This is a genomic window from Pseudomonas mucidolens, from assembly GCF_900106045.1.
Classification (GTDB): Bacteria; Pseudomonadota; Gammaproteobacteria; order Pseudomonadales; family Pseudomonadaceae; genus Aquipseudomonas; species Aquipseudomonas mucidolens.
This window is the reverse complement of record NZ_LT629802.1, coordinates 1354293-1373488: the sequence shown is the minus strand read 5'-3', so window position 1 is coordinate 1373488 and position 19196 is coordinate 1354293. Positions and strand designations below refer to the sequence as shown.

The following is a 19196-nucleotide window of genomic DNA, read 5'->3' as shown; positions in this document are numbered from 1 at the left end:
CATGGCGCAGACATTGAATACCACGCTGCTGATTATCGGCGGCGGCCCGGGCGGTTATGTGGCGGCGATTCGTGCCGGCCAACTGGGCATCCCGACCATTCTGGTGGAAGGTCAGGCGCTGGGCGGCACCTGCCTGAATATCGGCTGCATTCCGTCCAAGGCACTGATTCATGTGGCCGAGCAGTTCCAGCAAACCGTGCATCACAGCCAGGGCTCGGCGCTGGGGATTGAAGTCGACGTCCCCACGCTGGACATCCGCAAAAGCGTGGAATGGAAGGATAGCATCGTTGATCGCCTGACCACCGGCGTCGCCGCGTTGTTGAAAAAACACAACGTGCAGGTGATTCACGGCTGGGCCAAGGTCATCGACGGCAAGAGCGTGGCGGTGGGCGATCAGCGCATCCAGTGCGAGCACTTGTTGCTCGCCACTGGCTCGAAAAGCGTCGATCTGCCGATGCTACCGATTGGCGCAGCGGTGATTTCCTCTACCGAGGCACTGGCGCCAACACGCGTGCCCAAACGGCTGATCGTGGTCGGCGGAGGTTATATCGGGCTGGAGCTGGGGATCGCCTATCGCAAGCTCGGCGCCGAAGTCAGCGTGGTGGAAGCGCAAGACCGCATCCTGCCGGCCTACGACGCCGAACTGACGCAACCGGTGGCGCAATCTCTCAAGCAGTTGGGGCTCACGCTGTACCTCAAGCACAGCGTCAGCGGTTTTCAAGACAATTGCCTGCAGGTCCGCGACCCCAACGGCGACACCCTGGCGCTGGACGCCGATCAAGTGCTGGTGGCTGTCGGGCGCAAACCCAACACTCAAGGCTGGAATCTTGAAGCCTTGAACCTGGAAATGAACGGTGCGGCGATCAAGATCGACAACCGCTGCCAGACCAGCATGCGTAACGTCTGGGCGATTGGCGACCTGAGCGGCGAACCGATGCTCGCGCATCGGGCGATGGCCCAGGGCGAGATGGTCGCGGAGCTGATCAGCGGCAAGCACCGGGAATTCAACCCGGCAGCGATTCCGGCGGTGTGCTTTACCGATCCGGAACTGGTGGTGGTCGGCAAGACCCCGGACGAAGCCAAGGCCGCGGGGCTGGACTGTATCGTGGCGAGTTTCCCATTCGCCGCGAACGGCCGGGCCATGACGCTGGAATCGAAAAGCGGTTTTGTGCGGGTGGTGGCACGGCGTGACAATCACCTGATTCTCGGCTGGCAGGCGGTAGGCGCTGGCGTCTCGGAACTGTCCACGGCGTTTGGCCTGAGCCTGGAGATGGGTTCGCGGCTGGAAGACGTGGCGGGCACCATTCATGCGCATCCCACCCTGGGCGAAGCCGTCCAGGAAGCCGCCCTGCGCGCATTGGGCCACGCCCTGCATCTGTAATGCTGGCCCGCTGTAGGAGCGAGCTTGCTCGCGAAAATCGTCAGCGATAACGCGTGAAACCAGAATAAACCCGGCGTCCTCGGTTTTTTCGCGAGCACGCTCGCTCCTACAGGGGGATGCAGGCGCACGGGGTTATGCAGTATTGTTGCGCTCATCCGGAAATAAATCACACGCCAGCCTTCGACCAGGCGGTGGAAAAGAGATAGAGGGTGTCATGGGTAACGAAAGCATCAATTGGGACAACCTGGGTTTTGACTACATCAAGACCGACAAACGTTTTCTCCAAACCTGGAAAGACGGCGCCTGGCAAGAAGGAGCCCTGACCGACGACAACGTGCTGCACATCAGCGAGGGCTCCACCGCCTTGCACTACGGCCAGCAGTGCTTTGAGGGCTTGAAGGCCTACCGCTGCAAGGACGGCTCGATCAACCTGTTCCGTCCGGACCAGAACGCCGCGCGCATGCAACGCAGCTGCGCCCGACTGCTGATGCCGCAAGTACCGACCGAGGCGTTCATCGAGGCGTGCAAACAAGTGGTCCGCGCCAACGAGCGCTTCATCCCGCCCTACGGCACCGGCGGCGCGCTGTACCTGCGTCCGTTCGTGATCGGCACCGGTGACAACATCGGCGTACGCACCGCTCCCGAATTCATCTTCTCGATCTTCTGCATCCCAGTCGGAGCCTACTTCAAGGGCGGCCTGACCCCGCACAACTTCCTGATCTCCGGCTACGATCGCGCGGCGCCAAACGGCACCGGCGCGGCCAAGGTCGGTGGCAACTACGCCGCAAGCCTGATGCCAGGTTCCCTGGCGAAAAAAGCCAGCTTTGCCGATTGCATCTATCTGGACCCGGCTACCCACTCGAAAATCGAAGAGGTCGGTTCGGCCAACTTCTTCGGGATCACCCACGACAACAAGTTCGTCACCCCGAACTCGCCGTCGGTGCTGCCGGGCATCACGCGCCTGTCGCTGATCGAGCTGGCTAAATCGCGTCTGGGCCTGGAAGTGGTCGAAGGCGATGTGCTGATCGACAAGCTGTCGGACTTCAAGGAAGCCGGTGCTTGCGGTACCGCGGCGGTGATCACGCCCATTGGCGGGATCGAGTACAAGGACAAGCTGCACGTGTTCTTCAGCGAAAAAGACGTCGGTCCGGTGACCCAGAAGCTCTACAAAGAGCTGACCGGTGTGCAGACAGGTGATGTGGAAGCGCCAGAAGGTTGGATCGTCAAGGTCTGAGCCAAAAGCTGTTTTGCCAATAGCCCGCCTGTTCAGTCAAGAAAGCCGCATGCCCCCCTCTGTGGCGAGGGGGCTTGCCGGAACGCCGTATCGCCACAAGGTGGTTGTTCAGTCTTGACTGATGGTATTGCGCGCGGCCCGGGCTTTTTGGTTTATTCGGGGATGTTCTGCGTGAGCGTCTTGCCCATGCTGATCCTCGGTTCCACGCTGTAGCCCAACGTCTCGTAGAACGTCGCCACCGCGTCATTGCCCCCGGATATCTGCAGGTTGATCTTCATGCAACCCAGAGCGCTCAACGCCTGTTCACCGTGGCGCACCAACGAAGTACCCAGGCCCTGCCGGCGGTAGTCGGGATGCACGGCCACTGAATACAACCAGCCGCGATGCCCGTCGTAACCCGCCATCAAGGTACCGATGACGGTCTTTTTATCCGTGGCGACAAAAAACAATCCATCATCGACCGCCAGCTTCCGATCGATCGCCAGCGCGGGCCGGCTTTGCGGGGTGTCATACGCAAATACCGCCTGCCACAAAGCCGACACCTGGGCGCGGTGCTGCCGATCACGATAGGGGCCGATGGGGTGACGTGACAACAGCCCCTTCTCCATCACCAGGGTGCGCTCGTTACCGTGATACACATCCCGCACCGTGTGAAACCCCAAGGTGCTGTAAAACGGTTCGGCCGTCAGGGAGGCAGGCACACTCAACACCGTTACCCCGGCTTCCCGTGCGCGCAGTTCGATTTCAGTCATCAACAAGCGACCTATGCCCTGCCCTTGCAGCACCGGATTGACGAATACCGAACGCACCACATTGGCGTCGAGGGCGGCGGTGGCGACGATCACCTGTGCCTGCGTGGCCACCAGCACGATCCGGCGCTTGAGCAGTTCAAGCACAGCTTCGGGGGTAAAGTTGCTCGCCACTCGCGCAATGACATCCGTCGGGTAATCCTGCGCATTGCTGCTGTGCAAGGCCGCCAGGATGACCTGGCTGATGCCCTCGGCATCGGAGGGTTGGGCGAGACGAACGTCGGTGGGCATGGTTTCTCCTTGCTGACACAAATATCTCAAGCAGCACCATACCAAGGTAGGAACAGGCTTGCTCGAACTACCCGAACCTCGCCAGGCACACTTTGTTGATCGACGCAGCCTCGCTGGTGCTCGATTGCTACGAGGGGTCCAGTCCGACAGGGGTTGAAATCCGTTTACCCGGTCGCGCGGCGACGAGTTTCGCCTGCCCATCCCGTTGCTTGCCGGTACGTGCTTCGCTGATCAGTCCCGGGATCAACTTGCCTTCCGGCAAATTTTTCCAGAACCGGCTCGGCAGATGCCCTTCCATGACCTTGGGATTCAAGCGCGCCGGGTTGAAAATGTGGCTGTAATAGGTCAGCCACATAGCGCCATGGGGGTCCTCGACATTTTGCGCCAGTTGCTGCCACGCCTGCGGACAGTGCCGCTGATGGATCAGCTGCTCGCCGTCGTAATACACCCCGTCCAGCGGCGTGGCGATCATCCAGCGATGCCGGCCCATGCGCCCGATAAAGTGCTGGCTGGCACTGTGCAGAATGTCGTGGGCCGGCTCATGCCAGGCCACGAATTCGGGCCACTCAGGGCCCGCTGCCGCGGGCACTGCAATAAAGCGTACAAATGCATGCAGGTGGTGGGCTTCACGTTGGACCTGCTTGATCCGGCGCTGCAATTCGCTGCCCAACTGGTCACCTGCCATCATCGCGGTGCGATCGCCATGGCTGACGCGCCACAATACCTCGTACAACAGGCTCCAGCGCTGCTCGCCTCGATAACAGGCGGCGCTTTCCAATAACTCCAGCAAAGCCTTGGGGATGCGCGCCTGGAAGGGCCCGTTGTGCGGCGGATATTGCTCATCGGTGGCAAACAGGTCCGCCACTTCCGCCTTGCCCCAACTGACGTGGCTGGGATCAACCTGATGACTGAGCAGCCAACGCGCCTGTTCCCGCCAGGTACTGAAAAGGTTGTCACATTCCAGGCTGATCATCCCCAAAGTCCCATCTGTTGTGGTTGCGGACGGTCACGCAACTGTTCACGCAGCAGCACACTGGTGCTTTCCGCCTGTTGGGGATGGTAATCAGTGGTGATGAAAAACGGTTTGGCCTTGGCCAGCACGCAACGCATCCGCGCCAGGTCGTCAAAGCGAATCCTGCGCTGGCGGCGCAGCTCCACCAGACGTTCGGTGGTGCGCAGACCAATACCGGGAATCCTCGCGATCAAGGTGGCGTCGGCGCGGTTCAAGTCCAGCGGGAATACCTCACGGTGCTCCAAAGCCCACGCCAGTTTGGGGTCGATATCCAGCGCCAGGTGGCCCGGCCCCTGGAACAGCTCATTGGCGCGGAAACCATAACTGCGTAGCAGGAAGTCCGCCTGGTACAAACGGTGCTCGCGCATCAATGGCGGCGCGGCCAGGGGTACGCTTTTCGGGCTGTTGGGGATCGGGCTGAACGCCGAGTAATACACCCGGCGCAACTTGAAATTGCCGTACAGTGTTTCTGCCCCGTGAAGAATGGTGCTGTCGTCGGTCTCGTCAGCGCCAACAATCATCTGCGTGCTTTGCCCTGCTGGCGCAAAGCGTGGCGCACGCGGCTCGTTAAGTACTGTCTGCTCACCCGTAAAAATGGTCTGCATGGCCTGTTTGATCGAGCCGATCTGCTTTTCAGGTGCCAGGGTTCGCAGGCTTTGATCGGTGGGCAGCTCGATATTCACGCTCAGGCGATCGGCATAACGCCCAGCCTCGGCAATCAACGCCGGATCGGCTTCAGGAATGGTCTTGAGGTGGATATAGCCCCGGAAGTCATGCTCCTCGCGCAATAGCTTGGCCACCCGCACCAATTGTTCCATGGTGTAGTCGGCCGAACGGATAATCCCTGAGCTGAGAAACAACCCGCTGACACAATTGCGCCGGTAGAAATCCAGGGTCAGCGTCACCACCTCCTCCGGACTGAACCGCGCACGCGGCACGTCACTGGAGCGACGATTGACGCAGTATTGGCAGTCATAGAGGCAGAAATTGGTCAGCAACACCTTGAGCAACGACACGCAGCGGCCGTCAGGCGTGTAGCTATGACAGATACCCATGCCATTGGTCGAGCCCAACCCCGACTTGCCCTCGGAACTGCGCTTGGGCGCGCCGCTGCTGGCGCAGGACGCGTCATATTTGGCGGCGTCGGCGAGAATGCTGAGCTTTTCGATCAACTGCATGGAGGGCTACCGAATACTGGTTTTTTGTACAGTACCAGCAGCACCGAGGACGGTACAAGTGAGTCGGGTTGAACGGTCAGTCCGTTTTCAGGTTACATCCAACAGATCCCAACCCAAGGGCACTGTCGACGCTCGAACCCACGCCTTCAATCATCCCGCGTCAGCACTTCCAGCAGCTCAATCTCAAAACGCAGGTTGCTATGGGGTTTGATATGCGCGCCCATCGTGCGCTCGCCATAGGCCAAGTGAGCCGGCACAAACAGGGTCCGGACACCGCCGACCTTCATTCCGATTAATCCCTGGTCCCAGCCCTTGATCACCCGGCCCGTCCCAATCACGCACTGAAACGGCTTGCCCCGGTCCCAGGAGGAATCAAACACCGTGCCGTCTTCCAGAGTGCCGGTGTATTGCGTGGTGATCAGGGCTCCCTTTACCACGGCCTTGCCGTCGCCCAGGCGGATATCGGTGATTTGAAGTGTTTCGTTGGTCATGGCAAGTCTCATTGGGTTCAGAGCGCTGGGTTTTCCCAGAATCGGCCAACTTTGGCAAGCGTGGCGTAAAACACGCAGGAGCCAGGCAGGCTCGGCTCCTGCACTTTTCGGCCTGCTGCTTGCTCCGGTCCCTGGACAATTGCACGAGCGTTCCGGGTGCATCGGTCCCATCGAGCATGTACATGTCCTGCACTATCGTAAGGGTAGGGTGTCGTACTTTTCATGTGACCTTTTCCCGGAGAAACCATGAGCCAGGCCGTCCTCGCCTCAGAAACCAATCGCCGTCAATTGCAGCAGATCATTTCCGGACTGTCCGATGGGGTGATTCTCGCCGAGCTGGATCAATCCATTCTCTGGGCCAATGAGGCCGCGCTGACCATGCACGGCCTGGACGACATTAGCGCGCTGGGTGCCAATACCGGCGAATATGCCGAGCGATTTGCCTTGCGCTATCGCAACAATCATTCGCTGTCGCTGGATAGTTACCCGTTGAGCCGAGTCGCCAGCGGTGAGGAGTTCAGCGATGTCGTGGTGGAAGTCACGCCAGCCGCCGACCCCGAGCGGACCTGGGTGCACCGCCTGCGCAGTCTGGTGCTCACCAACAGCGCCGGCAAGCCGGAATTGCTGGTGTTGATCTTGAGTGACGCCACCGAATGGGCCAGCGCCGAACAGCGCTTTGAAAAGACCTTCAACGCCAACCCGGCACCGGCCGTGATCTGTCGCTTGAGTGACCTGCGCTACATCAAGGTCAACCAGGGTTTCCTGGAAATGACCGGCTACAACCGTGATCAAGTGATCGGCCGCTCGGTGTACGAGCTCGACGTATTGGAGCAGGCCGAACGCAAGGCCTTGGCGATCCAGCGCCTGGGCGAAGGTTCGACCATCCCGCAAATGCAGGCCGAACTGAAACTGCCTGACGGTAGCAGCAAATTGGTGATTGTCGCTGGTCAGCCACTGGACATGAGCGATGAGGACTGCATGCTGTTTTCCTTCACGGATCTGGAACCTCGGCGCAAGGCCGAAATTGCCCTGCGCCAAAGTGAAGAGCGTTTTGCCAAGTCGTTCCGACTGACGCCGGTACCGACCCTAGTGTGCGATGCGGGCAATCAACAAGTGGTGGACGTCAACGAAGCCTTTATGAACCTCACCGGCTACACCACTGAAGAGTTGATTGGTAAATCCATCGCGGACATCGACTTTGTTGATAACGGTAACGCCTACGCGCAGTTGTTCGCCCTCCTGGAGAAAGCCGGCCACCTCGACGGTCAGGACCTCCAGATCCGTAAAAAAGGCAAGGAGGTGATTGACTGCGTGGTGTCGGCCGACACCGTCACCCTTCAGGACACCACCTGTTACTTGCTGGTGATGATGGACATCACCGAGCGCAAGCGCTCAGAGCTGGAGTTGGTGACCGCCATCGAAGAAGTGATGCAGGACGCCTCGTGGTTCAGTCAGACCCTGATTGAAAAGCTGGCCAATGCCAAAAGCGTCAACAGGCCCAATCTGCCGAACGTGTCTTTCACCGACCTCACCGCCCGTGAGCGCGACGTGCTCGGGTTGATCTGCGAAGGCCTGGCCGACAAGGAGATTGCTTCACGCCTGAAACTCGCACCCAACACCGTGCGCAACCATGTCGCCACGGTGTACTCCAAACTTGGCGTACACAGCCGCAGCGCCGCCATCGTCTGGGCACGCGAGCGGGGTCTGTTTGCCGGCGAACGCCGAACCAAATCGGCAAAATAAGGTGCAAATGCACTAGAGCAATCAGTGCAAATTCGCCTTATTGCACGCCGGCTGACTCCTTAACCTTCAAGGGTAGGCACAGGTCTTGTGATCCTGTGCCGTGGCTTTTCATACCCTAGAAGGAGAACACCATGAAAGCTGAACAGGCTAAAGGCGGCGCGGAAAAATGGCTGGGCAAGGCCCAGGATTGTCTCGGCGAACTGACCCATGACGAACAACTACAGACCGAGGGAGTCGCTCGTCAGGCAGCCGGCCAACTGCAACAGACCTATGGCAAGGCACTCGACGAGGTCAGTGATTTTGCCAGGCGCAAACCCCTCGCCAGCATCGCGATCGTGGCTGGCGTGGGTATGTTGCTGGGTCTGTTGTTGCGTCGCCGTTGAGGGGCGCCAGCATGTTTACCCTGGCCCAACTGCGTAACTGCATTGAAGAAGGCTTGTCACCGCTGACCTGCGAATTCACCCTGTGCCGCGACGCCTCACTGACCTTGAAAGTGTTCGACGCCGACAGTGGCCGCGTGGACCTGGTGGTCACCGGAATCAGCGTCAACAAGCTCAAGACTCCGCAAGACGTGGCGAACATGGTCGATGAGTTGCGGTACGAGCTGCAAAGCAACACCGTGGGCATGCTCAATCTGGTTGGCGACTCTGCAACGACGAACCAATGAAGTAGAACATCCCTCCCCCGACAATAAACATCGCCAGCATGTAGAACATGTAGTGGGCCGGCAGGCTGGCCAGCACCAGCCCACATAACACCGGCCCCAGCGCCGCTCCCAGATTGGAAAGGTTTTGCGCGCCGTAGTACATGCCCCTCAGGGAATCCGGGGCGATCCGGTCGATAAACATGTACTCGGCAGGAAACACGATGATTTCGCCCACGGTGAACACCGCCATGGACATCACCCACCACCACACACTGGTGGACAGCGCAAAACCAATCACCCCCAGCATGAACATGCCCAGTCCCAGGATCAGCCACCGACTCAGGTGGCGGTGAGATATCTGCCGACCAATCACATATTGCAACGCAATCACCAGCACAGCGTTGGTGGTCAAGATCGCGCTGATGACGGTGTAGGTATATTCCGCGCTGGAAGTGGTCACCAGATACTGGGACAGGTAAGCCGTGAATTGACCGAATACCACCGCACTGAGCAAGCCGCCGAGGGTGAAACACACCAGGCGATGGTCGCGCAACAACACCCGGCCGACGGCGAGGAACGACACCGGCTTTTGCGTGGTATCAACGGTGGCAAGCGCCCGGTCACCCCAGCGCCAGTACAGCAGGAAAAACCCCACGCCCAGCACCGCCGACAACACAAACGGCAGGCTCATATCGGCCTTGGCAATCATCGCCCCAAAAAAAGGCCCTACGGCGTAACCGATATTGGTCAGGGTGTACTTGATGGAAAACACTTCGCTGCGCGCCTCGAGGGGCAACAGGCTGGCAAAACCGGCCTTGACCGCGATGTCGATCACCGCATAGGCCAGGTTGATCAGGATCAGGCAGCTGTAGAAAAGCCACAGCTCGCGAGCCAGCAGCGTGCCGACAAAGCCCAGCACAAACAGCAGGCTCAGGCCCAGCAACAGCCTATAACTGTTGACCCGGTCCACCAGAAAGCCGCCGTATACACTGAGTAAAGAGCCGACAATCAGCGAACTGCCAATCACCAATCCAACTTCACTGATACCCAGGGCAAAGTGGCTGGACAGGTAGATCACCATATAGGGAAAGGTAATAGCCTTGGCCAGGGTCAGCATCAGCGTGGCCGACAGCAGCAGCTTCACGGTGCGCGGGTAGTTTCTTATTGTGGTCAGCATCCTGCTCTCTTTCTGCGAAGGCATTCATTCCACAGACCATTGCGGGTGGGAATGCGCAGCTACCTTACCTCAGGAAGAGCGGAAAAAAATGCGATTTTATGCATTCATGCATGTAATTTTTCAATACCTCGTTCAAGCGGGACGAACGGCCACCGCCCGCCACCCCGCTCGGTAGCATTATTTGGTCGGGGTGATATCGAGGATGGTGCCATTGGTGATCTTCACCAACACATAGCGGTCGTTGACCCGCGCCCACTGACTGTCTTCAGCCGGTTGCTTCAGGCCGCGCTTTTCCCAGTCGCCAATCGCCGATTCCTTGCGTACCAGAATACCCGGCGCGCGGTCACCGACTTTGAGGTCCCGGTTATTGATGTTCGAAGGCTCCACGGTTTTTTGCGGGTTGTCCTCGGCCTGCACCGTAAGGCTGGCAGCGGACAAGCTCGCGGCGACCAGCAAGCTGGCAATCAGGGACGTTGCTTTCATGGGGACTCCTCAATGAATAATGCGTACCCAACTTCCGACCGCGGGCGCCTGCAAACATTCACCTGAATGTCTGCAGGCTTGCCCCCGGGACGCTGGTCTTCTTCACTCGGTGATTGCACCCATGAAATTAATCGTGTAATTTTTCATGAAATTTCATGAATAGATTTTCACCAGTTTTCCCATGGACAAACAAGCCGAACTCGACGCCCTGGCGATCCTGATCCACGACCTGCGCAAGCACAAGAAGCTCACTCTGGCCCAACTGGCGCAACAGATCGAGCGTTCCGTGGGTTTCCTGTCCCAGGTCGAACGCGGCCTGTCGCGCCCGACGGTGGCCGATCTGACCGCCATCAGCCACGCGCTGGACGTGCCCACCACCTATTTCTACAGCCTGCCCAAACCCAAGGCGGTGAATTGGGTGACCCGTCCGAACGAGCGGCGCACGGTGTACTACGCCAATGGCATCACCGACATTCTGGTCTCGCCGAGCCTGCAGGGCGCGTTTTCGATCCTCGACAGCCTGCTGGAGCCCGGTGCCAACAGCGGCGAGCAAACCATGAGCGACCGCGCCGAACAGGCCGGTTATGTGCTGGAAGGTCAATTGACGCTTTGGGTCGAAGGCGAGGCCGAAGCGGTCACCCTCGATCCCGGCGACGGCTTCCATCTGGCCAGTTTCGCCCATTGCCGCTACGCCAATCTGACCGACCTGCCGACCCGCGTACTGTGGGTCTATAACTGAGGCACACCCAGGAGCGCCCCCCCGTGAAAAGCCCATCCTCCACGCTGCTGGCCGAAGTACGGACGTTTCGCCAGAATCATCCGGACGTGCGTTATGTGGACCTGATTTCCCTGGATATTCCAGGACATTTCTATGGCAAGCGCTACCCGGTGGAGATGCTCGAAAAGGTCGCCACCGGCAGTCCTCTGAAGCTGCCGCAGAATGCCGTGTTGCTGGGAGCCCAGGGCGGCTTGTTCAAGATCGGTGACTATTGCTTCCACGACGGCGACCCGGACGCCAACCGGCGCCTGGTGCCCGGCACACTCAAGCCAGTGAGCTGGGAAGCACAGCCGTTGGGACAGATGCTGATCACCTCCGACGGCACCGCGGCGCCCATCGAATTCGAACCCCGCGAAGTACTGGCCAAGGTCCTTGAACGCCTGCACGGCAAGGGCATTCATCCGGTGGTCGCGTTCGAACTGGAGTTCTATCTGTTCGATAGACAGCTCGAAGGCGGACTGCCGCAATTCGCCCGCGACCCGTTGAGCGATGACCCTGACGACCAGCCTACGCTGCACATCGAACGGCTCTCGCGCTTCGCCCCGGTGCTCGACGACATGGTGCAGACTGCCCAGGCCCAGGGGATCGACATCACGGTGATCACCGCCGAGTTGGGCCCTGGCCAGTTTGAAATCAACTTCGGCCACCTGGACGACGGTCTGCGCGCCGCCGACTGGGCTGCCCTGTTCTGCCGCAGCACGCGCGGCGTGGCGCTCAAGCACGGTTATCGCGCCAGTTTCATGGGCAAGCCGTACCTGCAACATCCGGGCAGCGGCATGCATGTGCACGTTAGCCTCTACGATGCCGCAGGCAACAACCTGCTGGCGGCACACCAGCAGCAACCGTTGCGCCATGCCGTGGCGGGGTGCCTGGAACTGCTGCCGCATTGCATGCCGATTTTCTCGCCCAATCACAACGCCTTCCGCCGCCTCGGTGGTACGGTCAACGCAGCCACCAAGGCCTGTTGGGGTTATGAGGACCGTGACGCTTGCGTGCGGATTCCGGAGTCCGACCCACGCAACTTGCGCATCGAACACCGACTCGCCAGCGCCGATGCCAACCCTTACCTGGTGCTGGCGGCGATCCTGGTGGGCCTCGAACATGGCCTGCAAGCTGCACGGGAACCCATCGCTCCGTTGAACGAGAACCGTGACAGCGGCCACGCTTTTCCGTTGGAAATGCTTGAAGCGGTGCGCGCCATGCAGTCGCAACCGATCCTGCGTGAAGGCTTGGGCGCGGAGTTTGTCGACGTGTATTGCGAAAACAAACGCCAGGATCATCTGGCGTTCCAGCAAGAGATCCATGCACGGGAATACCGCTGGTATCTATAGTAGATAACGTTTGATCAGTACCCACTCAACCCTGCGGACTCTCCATGACCGAGCAAAGCGCCCCCGCCCTCAAGGAAATGTTCAACCTCGAACGCCTGCAACACATCGCCACGCAAATGAGTGCGGTGTACCCGGCGTTCGACGCCAGCGGGTTTCTTGAGCACGCCAAACAGGATTTGGCCGCGTTGTCAGTGATGCAGCGCATGGCCCGCGTCAGTGACAGCCTGCACGCGGTGATCCCGCTGGACTACCCGCAAACGCTCAGGCACCTGTATGCGTTGGCGCCACGCCTGAACAGCGGTTTCGTCAGCCTGTTCCTGCCGCATTACGTGGCGCATTACGGTCTTGATGACTTCGAGCGCTCCATGGCAGCACTCAAGTACTTCACCACCTTCGGCTCTGCCGAGTTCGCCATTCGGCATTTTCTGCTCAAGGATTTCGAGCGCACCCTGGCGGTGATGCAACAGTGGTCGCAAGATGACAACGAGCACGTCCGCCGACTCGCCAGTGAAGGCTCGCGGCCCCGACTGCCCTGGTCGTTTCGCCTGGCCCGGGTGCAAACCGATCCGGGCCTGTGTGCGTCGATTCTCGATAACCTCAAGGCAGACAGCAGCCTGTATGTGCGCAAGTCCGTGGCCAATCACCTGAATGACATCACTAAAGACCATCCGGACTGGGTTCTGGATCTGCTTGAAGGCTGGTCGCTGGACAATCCCCATACGGCGTGGATTGTCCGCCACGCCTTACGCAGCCTGATCAAGCAAGGTAATACCCGGGCGCTGACAATCATCGGTGCCGGTGCCAGGGCCGAGGTCAGGATTCACCAATTCCACGTCGAACCGAGGGTGATTCGCCTGGGTGAACGCATCAACCTGTCGTTTACCCTCGAGTCCGTCGCCGCCGCGCCACAGAAGCTGGTGGTGGACTACGCCATCGACTACGTCAAAAGCGCCGGACACAGCGCCGCCAAAGTGTTCAAGCTCAAGGCCTTTACCCTGGGGGCAGGTGAACAGCACCCGATACGACGCACTCAACACCTTCGCGACATGACCACCCGCAAGCACTATCCCGGCACGCACACGGTGCATGTGCTGGTGAACGGCGAACGCATGGGCAGTGCCGACTTCGAGCTGTTCAACTGACCCTTCTCACAACAAAAAAGGCTCTATCTCGGGCCTTTCATCCAGATTCCTTGTCCGACAACACTGGCCCTCGGTGTTGAGATCTATTATCATCCGGCGCCTTCCGGAGCCCCGTCGGGGTGTCTGTTTCACTGTTCCATCCGAGGCGCCCATGCACCGTTCTTCGTTTTACCGCCCTTTGATTTGCGCCAGCCTGGGGCTTGTCAGCCACGCCGTGTGCGCTGCACTGCAACCCATGACCGAAGCGCCGCTGGCCAGCGAAACCGAATTGCACTGCCACTTCAATCGCGACACCAGCACCGATTGCACCACCACGTATCGCTACACCATCCTCAAGCCAAGCGGGCGAGAAATGCTCTCGCGGATCGACTTCAACTACGCCGAAGCCGATGCTTTTGAAGTGCTCCACGCCGAGTTTACCCAGCCAGGCGGCAAGCCACAGCCACTGGGTGAAGCGCAGATTGATACGCGCACCGCGCCGAATCCCGATCAGGGTTTCTCCCGTGAAAAACAGACCTCCCTGGCCTTTCCCAACCTGCGGGTCGGCACCCGGGTCCGCTACACGGTACGCGAACACTACGCCGCCAAACCGTTAATGACCGAGTTCCACCATGCCCTGCAATTCGGTCCAAGCGCCGCGCGCCGTGATCGTTTCAAGGCACGTTTCAGCGCAGAACGGCCGATCCAGTGGCGCAGCGAATTGATGGACGATTTCACCGTGACGCTGGCGGCCAATCGCAAGACCCTGGACATCGAGCAAAAAGCCCCGATCTATCTCAACTACATCAACGAATCGAGCAAAGCCTATATCCGCCTGGTCCCGCGTATCGAAGTGGGCAGCACCCTGGACGTACAGCAGTACTTCGGCGGTTTTGCCCAGCGCTATAACCAGATTCTGGCGGCCAGCCTGCCGCCCGAAAGCGCCGCCGCCGTCACCGCCGTCAAAGACCTGCCAGCCGCACAGCAGGTCGCGGGCCTGATGCAGCATATCAACGATCACTACCGCTACCTGGGTGACTGGCGCGCTTCGGATCGCGGTTATGTACCCTTCAACCTGGAAGAGATCGAACAGCACGGCTACGGCGATTGCAAAGACCTGGCGATCCTTTTGACTGCGATGCTCAAGGCCAGCGGGATCAAGGCCGAGACCGCGTGGGTCAGTCGCGGGGATGTGGTGGAGGCGCTGCTGATTCCGGGCACCAATGCGCCGAACCATGCGATCGTGCGCGCAGAGGTCGCCGGCCAGGTGTGGTGGCTCGACCCGACCAATCCGATATTCGCGCCCGGCCAGACCCTGCCCGACATCCAGGACCGCTGGGTGCTGGTAAACAATGCCAAAGGTGAAGTGCGTGAGGAGCATATTCCACTGCAGCGCCCGGAAACCAGCATTCGCCTGGACAAACAGGTGCACTACGATAAGCACGGCAACGCCACGACCCGCGCCACGGTGACGTTCAGTCATCTGCCCCTGATGCAACTGAGCGTCGCCGACCGTGGGCAAGGCGCCACCGCCACTGACCAGGACATCTGCGATAACTTCGGCAGGGAAATCAGCGACTGTCAGGTTTCCCGCCCGGCCACCGCTTTTGTACTGCCCGAGGTTTACACCGTCAACGCCAGCATGACCGACTTGCGCGCCCTGGAAAAACTGGCCAACGGTTACGTCTATAGCGACCAGTCGTTGAAAGAAAAATGGGATGAGGTGATCAACTACCGCCGCAACGGGCAACTGGCCGATCTGTATCTGGGCAACCCGGAAACCCTCGACTACAGCTTCACCCTGACGGGCGGAAAGATGCACAAGCCTGTCCAGGGCTGTCGAGTCCACTCGCCCTGGTACGATCTGGAACTCGATGGCGAACCGCTCGACGATGGCTTGCGCTACCACTATCGCCTGATCCAGAAAGTCCGCTGGCTGAGCCACGACGACATTGTCAGCGCGCCATTTGAAAAGATGATCAACGACGCCCGCGCATGTGGAGAGCAGGTGCACCAGGTGGTGCAACTCTCAAGCAGATAACGCTGTTGTGGCGAGCGGGCTTGCCCCGCGTTGGGCTGCGATAGCAGCCCCAAAACCAGTCGCCACGGAGTATCTGATACAGCGCATTCGGCTTACTGGGACTGCTTCGCAGTCCAACGCGGGGCAAGCCCGCTCGCCACAACAGCTCTATCTGCTTGGATTTGTGTGGTGGCCCAACAGCAGCCGCTGTTCCTTCGCGCACAATTCCACCACGTAATCCCACAGCACCCGCAACCGCACCGACTTGTGCAGCTCACGCACACTCCAGTCAGTCCCCTCTCCCTCCGGGCATAGGTATCTACACAACTTTCAGAAACTGACGAATTCCTCTGTGGCGAGCGGGCTTGCCCCGCGTTGGGCTGCGATAGCAGCCCCAAAACCAGTCGCTACGGAGTATCTGATACAGCGCATTCGGCTTACTGGGACTGCTTCGCAGTCCAACGCGGGGCAAGCCCGCTCGCCACAACAGCTCTATCTGCTTGGATTTGTGTGGTGGCCCAACAGCAGCCGCTGTTCCTTCGCACATAATTCCACCACGTAATCCCACAGCACCCGCAACCGCACCGACTTGTGCAGCTCACGCACACTCCAGTCAGTCCCCTCTCCCTCCGGGCATAGGTATCTACACAACTTTCAGAAACTGACGAATTCCTCTGTGGCGAGCGGGCTTGCCCCGCGTTGGGCTGCGATAGCAGCCCCAAAACCAGTCGCTACGGAGTATCTGATACAGCGCATTCGGCTTACTGGGACTGCTTCGCAGCCCAGCGCGGGGCAAGCCCGCTCGCCACAACAGCTCTATCTGCTTGGATTTGTGTGGTGGCCCAACAGCAGTCGCTGTTCCTTCGCACATAATTCCACCAGGTAATCCCACAGCACCCGTAACCGCACCGACTTGTGCAGCTCACGCCGGGAACTGATCCAATAGCTGCGCTGGATACTTTCCTCCGGCAACAGGGGCACCAAGTCCGGATCCGCGGCGGCCATGAAGCAGGGCAACACGGCAATCCCCAGCCCCGAACGTGCCGCCTGGTGCTGGGCGATGACACTGGTGCTGTGGAACACCACCCTGGGGTTGCGGCAAAAACTGCTGAGCAATTTCAGCTCCTGGCTGAACAGCAGGTCGTCGACGTAATCGACCCAGGCATGCGCGGCCAGGTCTTCACGTTTCTCGATCGCCGGGGTACGCGCCAGGTAGCTGCGGCTGGCGTAAAGCGCCAGGCGATAGTCAGTCAGTTTGCGCGTGACCAGTTGGTCTACGCAGGGACGTTCCAGGTGGATGCTGATTTCCGCCTCGCGATTGAGGATGCTGACAAAACGCGGCACCGCCACCAGCTCCACTTCCAGCCCTGGGTAGCGCTCGAACAGACCGCCCATACGGCCGGCCAGGAACATCACCCCCAACCCTTCGGCGACGCCAAGGCGAATCTTGCCCAAAGGCGCGGCCGAATGCGTCAGCTCTTCTTCAGCCAACAGGGCTACATTCTCCATGGCTTCGGCGTGCTTGAGCAGCGCTTCGCCCGCCGGCGTCAGTTCATACCCTTGGGCGTGCTGCACGAACAGTGCGGTGCCGAGACTTTTCTCGATGGCCTCGATATGCCGGGCCACTGTGGCATGCGTGGTTTTCAAACGCCGCGCAGCGGTAAGCAGACGCCCGCTGCGCTGTAACTCAAGAAAGAACCGCAGATCATTCCAGTCGAACATGTCGCCCCTCTCAGCCTTGAGCACGGTACTGTTTAAAAACGCACAGCAGCTGGGTAAAAACTAACATTTTTAAGACGAAAACTAACAACTAGGATGGAACCAATAAGAAAAACAAGCGAGCCCCCAGATGACTATTGCACCTGCGCAATACGATTACGTGGTAGTAGGCGCCGGCCCGGCGGGTTGCCTGCTGGCAAATCGACTGTCCGCCAATCCCGCCCATCGCGTGCTGCTACTGGAAGCCGGTGGCCGCGACAATTATCCCTGGATTCATATCCCCGTCGGCTACCTGTTTTGCATCGGCAACCCACGCACCGACTGGTGTTTCAAGACCGAAGCCCAGGAAGGCCTGCAAGGCCGTGCGCTGAGCTATCCACGCGGCAAGGTGCTGGGCGGTTGTTCATCGATCAACGGTATGATCTACATGCGCGGCCAGGCCAACGACTACGACGGCTGGGCCGCCGCGGGCAATCCCGGCTGGGCCTGGAACGATGTGCTGCCGCTGTTCAAACACAGCGAAAATCATTTTGCCGGCGCCTCGCCACTCCACGGCGATCAGGGTGAATGGCGCGTCGAGCAGCAGCGTTTGCATTGGCCGATCCTTGATGCCTTCCGCGAGGCCGCCAAGCAAAGTGGTATCGCCAGCATCGATGACTTCAATCAGGGTGACAACGAAGGCTGTGGTTACTTCCAGGTCAATCAGAAAGCCGGCGTGCGCTGGAATGCGGCCAAGGCCTTTCTCAAGCCGATTCGCCAACGCCCCAACCTCACGGTGCTGACCGAAGTGGAAGTCGACCGCGTACTACTGGAAAACGGTCGCGCCAGCACGGTGCTGGGCCGGCAGCACGGACAGCAGATCCGCTGGCAGGCCCGCCAGGAAATCATCCTGTGTGCGGGGGCCGTGGGCTCACCCGGCATCCTGCAACGTTCCGGTATCGGACCTGCGCGGGTGCTCAAGCCTTTGGGTATCGATGTGTTGCATGAACTGCCCGGTGTCGGCGGCAACCTGCAGGACCACCTGCAATTGCGGCTGATCTACACGCTGGAAAACGCCCGGACCCTGAACCAGGTCGCGAGCTCCGTGTGGGGCAAGATGGGCATGGGGCTGCAGTATCTTTATGACCGCAGCGGTCCGCTGTCCATGGCGCCCAGCCAGCTCGGCGCTTTCGCCCGCTCAGGCCCGGAACAGATCTCGGCCAACCTCGAATACCATGTGCAGCCACTCTCCCTCGAGCGCTTCGGCGAACCCTTGCACGCGTTCCCGGCCTTCACCGCGTCGGTCTGCGACCTGCGCCCGCAAAGTCGCGGGCGCATCGATATTCGCTCGACCGACCCTTCGACGGCGCCGCTGATCCAGCCCAATTACCTGAGCCACCCGGAAGACTTGCGGGTGGCCGCCGACGCCATTCGCCTGACCCGGCGCATCGTCAGCGCCCAGGCTTTGCGCCCGTTCAACCCGGTGGAATACCTGCCCGGTGAAGCCATGCAAAGCGAGGAGCAACTGCAAGAAGCCGCCGCACGGATTGGCACCACGATTTTCCATCCGGTGGGCACCTGCCGCATGGGTAACGACAGGGACGCGGTGGTCGACGCACAGTTGCGAGTCCACGGCATTCCCGGCCTGCGCATCGCCGATGCGTCGATCATGCCGCGTATCACGTCCGGCAATACCTGCTCGCCTACGCTGATGATCGCGGAAAAAGCCGCGCAATTGATCCTGTCCCCGCAAACAAGGAGCCCCAACTCGGAAAAACAACTGGTCACGGCAATCTGAATGCCACAAGTCTCTTACAGGAGACGTGGTAAAGCGACGCCGACACGGCGTCGACAGTGGAACAA

Annotated in this window: 17 protein-coding genes and 1 pseudogene; 10 read left to right on the top strand and 8 right to left on the bottom strand. The window is 59.9% G+C overall.

The genetic code is table 11. The annotated features are described in order from the left end of the window. Position 1: 1 nt before the first annotated feature. Both lpdA and BLU75_RS06725 read left to right on the top strand, forming a co-directional pair. Positions 2–1381, top strand: coding sequence for a dihydrolipoyl dehydrogenase (gene lpdA, locus BLU75_RS06730; RefSeq protein WP_084379218.1), 1380 nt, complete (start codon positions 2–4; stop codon positions 1379–1381). A 214-nt stretch (positions 1382–1595) separates the two neighbouring features. Further along, the gene (locus BLU75_RS06725) at positions 1596–2615 is read left to right on the top strand and encodes a branched-chain amino acid aminotransferase (protein WP_084379219.1); all 1020 of its coding nucleotides are present in this window, start codon (positions 1596–1598) and stop codon (positions 2613–2615) included. Positions 2616–2767: 152 nt separating this feature from the next. Here the strand turns inward: BLU75_RS06725 and BLU75_RS06720 are convergent, their stop codons facing one another. The 4 genes from BLU75_RS06720 to BLU75_RS06705 form a co-directional block, all read right to left on the bottom strand. Then, on the bottom strand, positions 2768–3655 hold the full coding sequence (locus tag BLU75_RS06720) for a GNAT family acetyltransferase (protein ID WP_084379220.1): 888 nt from the start codon (positions 3653–3655) through the stop codon (positions 2768–2770). Positions 3656–3782: 127 nt separating this feature from the next. Further along, positions 3783–4628, bottom strand: coding sequence for a TIGR03915 family putative DNA repair protein (locus BLU75_RS06715; RefSeq protein WP_084379221.1), 846 nt, complete (start codon positions 4626–4628; stop codon positions 3783–3785). Continuing rightward, on the bottom strand, positions 4625–5845 hold the full coding sequence (locus BLU75_RS06710; RefSeq protein WP_084379222.1) for a putative DNA modification/repair radical SAM protein: 1221 nt from the start codon (positions 5843–5845) through the stop codon (positions 4625–4627). The genes BLU75_RS06715 and BLU75_RS06710 overlap by 4 nt, the downstream gene beginning before the upstream one ends. Before the next feature lie 146 nt (positions 5846–5991). Beyond that, complete coding sequence (locus BLU75_RS06705; RefSeq protein ID WP_084379223.1) at positions 5992–6336, bottom strand: FKBP-type peptidyl-prolyl cis-trans isomerase; 345 nt, start codon at positions 6334–6336, stop codon at positions 5992–5994. A gap of 246 nt (positions 6337–6582) precedes the next feature. Between BLU75_RS06705 and BLU75_RS06700 the strand changes: the two genes are divergently transcribed. The 3 genes from BLU75_RS06700 to BLU75_RS06690 all read left to right on the top strand — a co-directional run bounded on the left by BLU75_RS06700 (position 6583) and on the right by BLU75_RS06690 (position 8746). Next, positions 6583–8079, top strand: a complete 1497-nt coding sequence (locus tag BLU75_RS06700) for a PAS domain S-box protein (protein WP_084379224.1) — start codon at positions 6583–6585, stop codon at positions 8077–8079. 131 nt (positions 8080–8210) lie between these two features. Then, positions 8211–8462 carry a CsbD family protein gene (locus BLU75_RS06695; protein WP_084379225.1) on the top strand — a complete coding sequence of 84 codons (252 nt, stop codon included), beginning with the start codon at positions 8211–8213 and terminating at the stop codon, positions 8460–8462. An 11-nt stretch (positions 8463–8473) separates the two neighbouring features. Next, positions 8474–8746, top strand: a complete 273-nt coding sequence (locus BLU75_RS06690; RefSeq protein WP_084379226.1) for a DUF1652 domain-containing protein — start codon at positions 8474–8476, stop codon at positions 8744–8746. On the opposite strand, the gene BLU75_RS06685 is transcribed toward BLU75_RS06690, so the two are convergent. Next, on the bottom strand, positions 8709–9902 hold the full coding sequence (locus tag BLU75_RS06685) for an MFS transporter (RefSeq protein ID WP_090221395.1): 1194 nt from the start codon (positions 9900–9902) through the stop codon (positions 8709–8711). The two genes, BLU75_RS06690 and BLU75_RS06685, sit on opposite strands and share 38 nt — an antisense overlap. 177 nt (positions 9903–10079) lie before the next feature. Beyond that, positions 10080–10385, bottom strand: coding sequence for an RcnB family protein (locus tag BLU75_RS06680; RefSeq protein ID WP_084379228.1), 306 nt, complete (start codon positions 10383–10385; stop codon positions 10080–10082). A gap of 181 nt (positions 10386–10566) precedes the next feature. On the opposite strand from BLU75_RS06680, the gene BLU75_RS06675 reads away from it, so the two are divergent. From BLU75_RS06675 to BLU75_RS06660, 4 genes are all read left to right on the top strand, one after another. After that, on the top strand, positions 10567–11124 hold the full coding sequence (locus BLU75_RS06675; RefSeq protein ID WP_084379229.1) for a helix-turn-helix domain-containing protein: 558 nt from the start codon (positions 10567–10569) through the stop codon (positions 11122–11124). A 23-nt stretch (positions 11125–11147) separates the two neighbouring features. Next, positions 11148–12494, top strand: a complete 1347-nt coding sequence (locus tag BLU75_RS06670; protein WP_084379230.1) for a glutamine synthetase family protein — start codon at positions 11148–11150, stop codon at positions 12492–12494. Positions 12495–12538: 44 nt separating this feature from the next. Then, the gene (locus BLU75_RS06665) at positions 12539–13636 is read left to right on the top strand and encodes a DNA alkylation repair protein (RefSeq protein WP_084379231.1); all 1098 of its coding nucleotides are present in this window, start codon (positions 12539–12541) and stop codon (positions 13634–13636) included. 151 nt (positions 13637–13787) lie between these two features. After that, entirely contained in the window at positions 13788–15656 is a 1869-nt protein-coding gene (locus BLU75_RS06660) for a DUF3857 domain-containing transglutaminase family protein (protein ID WP_084379232.1), read from the top strand. A 471-nt stretch (positions 15657–16127) separates the two neighbouring features. Here the strand turns inward: BLU75_RS06660 and BLU75_RS28260 are convergent. Beyond that, a pseudogene (locus BLU75_RS28260) lies at positions 16128–16244 on the bottom strand (LysR family transcriptional regulator); the annotation flags it as partial. 207 nt (positions 16245–16451) lie between these two features. Continuing rightward, complete coding sequence (locus tag BLU75_RS06655) at positions 16452–17357, bottom strand: LysR family transcriptional regulator (RefSeq protein ID WP_084377779.1); 906 nt, start codon at positions 17355–17357, stop codon at positions 16452–16454. A 127-nt stretch (positions 17358–17484) separates the two neighbouring features. Here BLU75_RS06655 and BLU75_RS06650 point away from each other — a divergent pair, with 127 nt between their 5' ends. After that, positions 17485–19131 (top strand): GMC family oxidoreductase, encoded by a 1647-nt coding sequence (locus BLU75_RS06650; RefSeq protein ID WP_084377777.1) that lies wholly within the window; start codon positions 17485–17487, stop codon positions 19129–19131. Positions 19132–19196 lie beyond the last annotated feature (65 nt).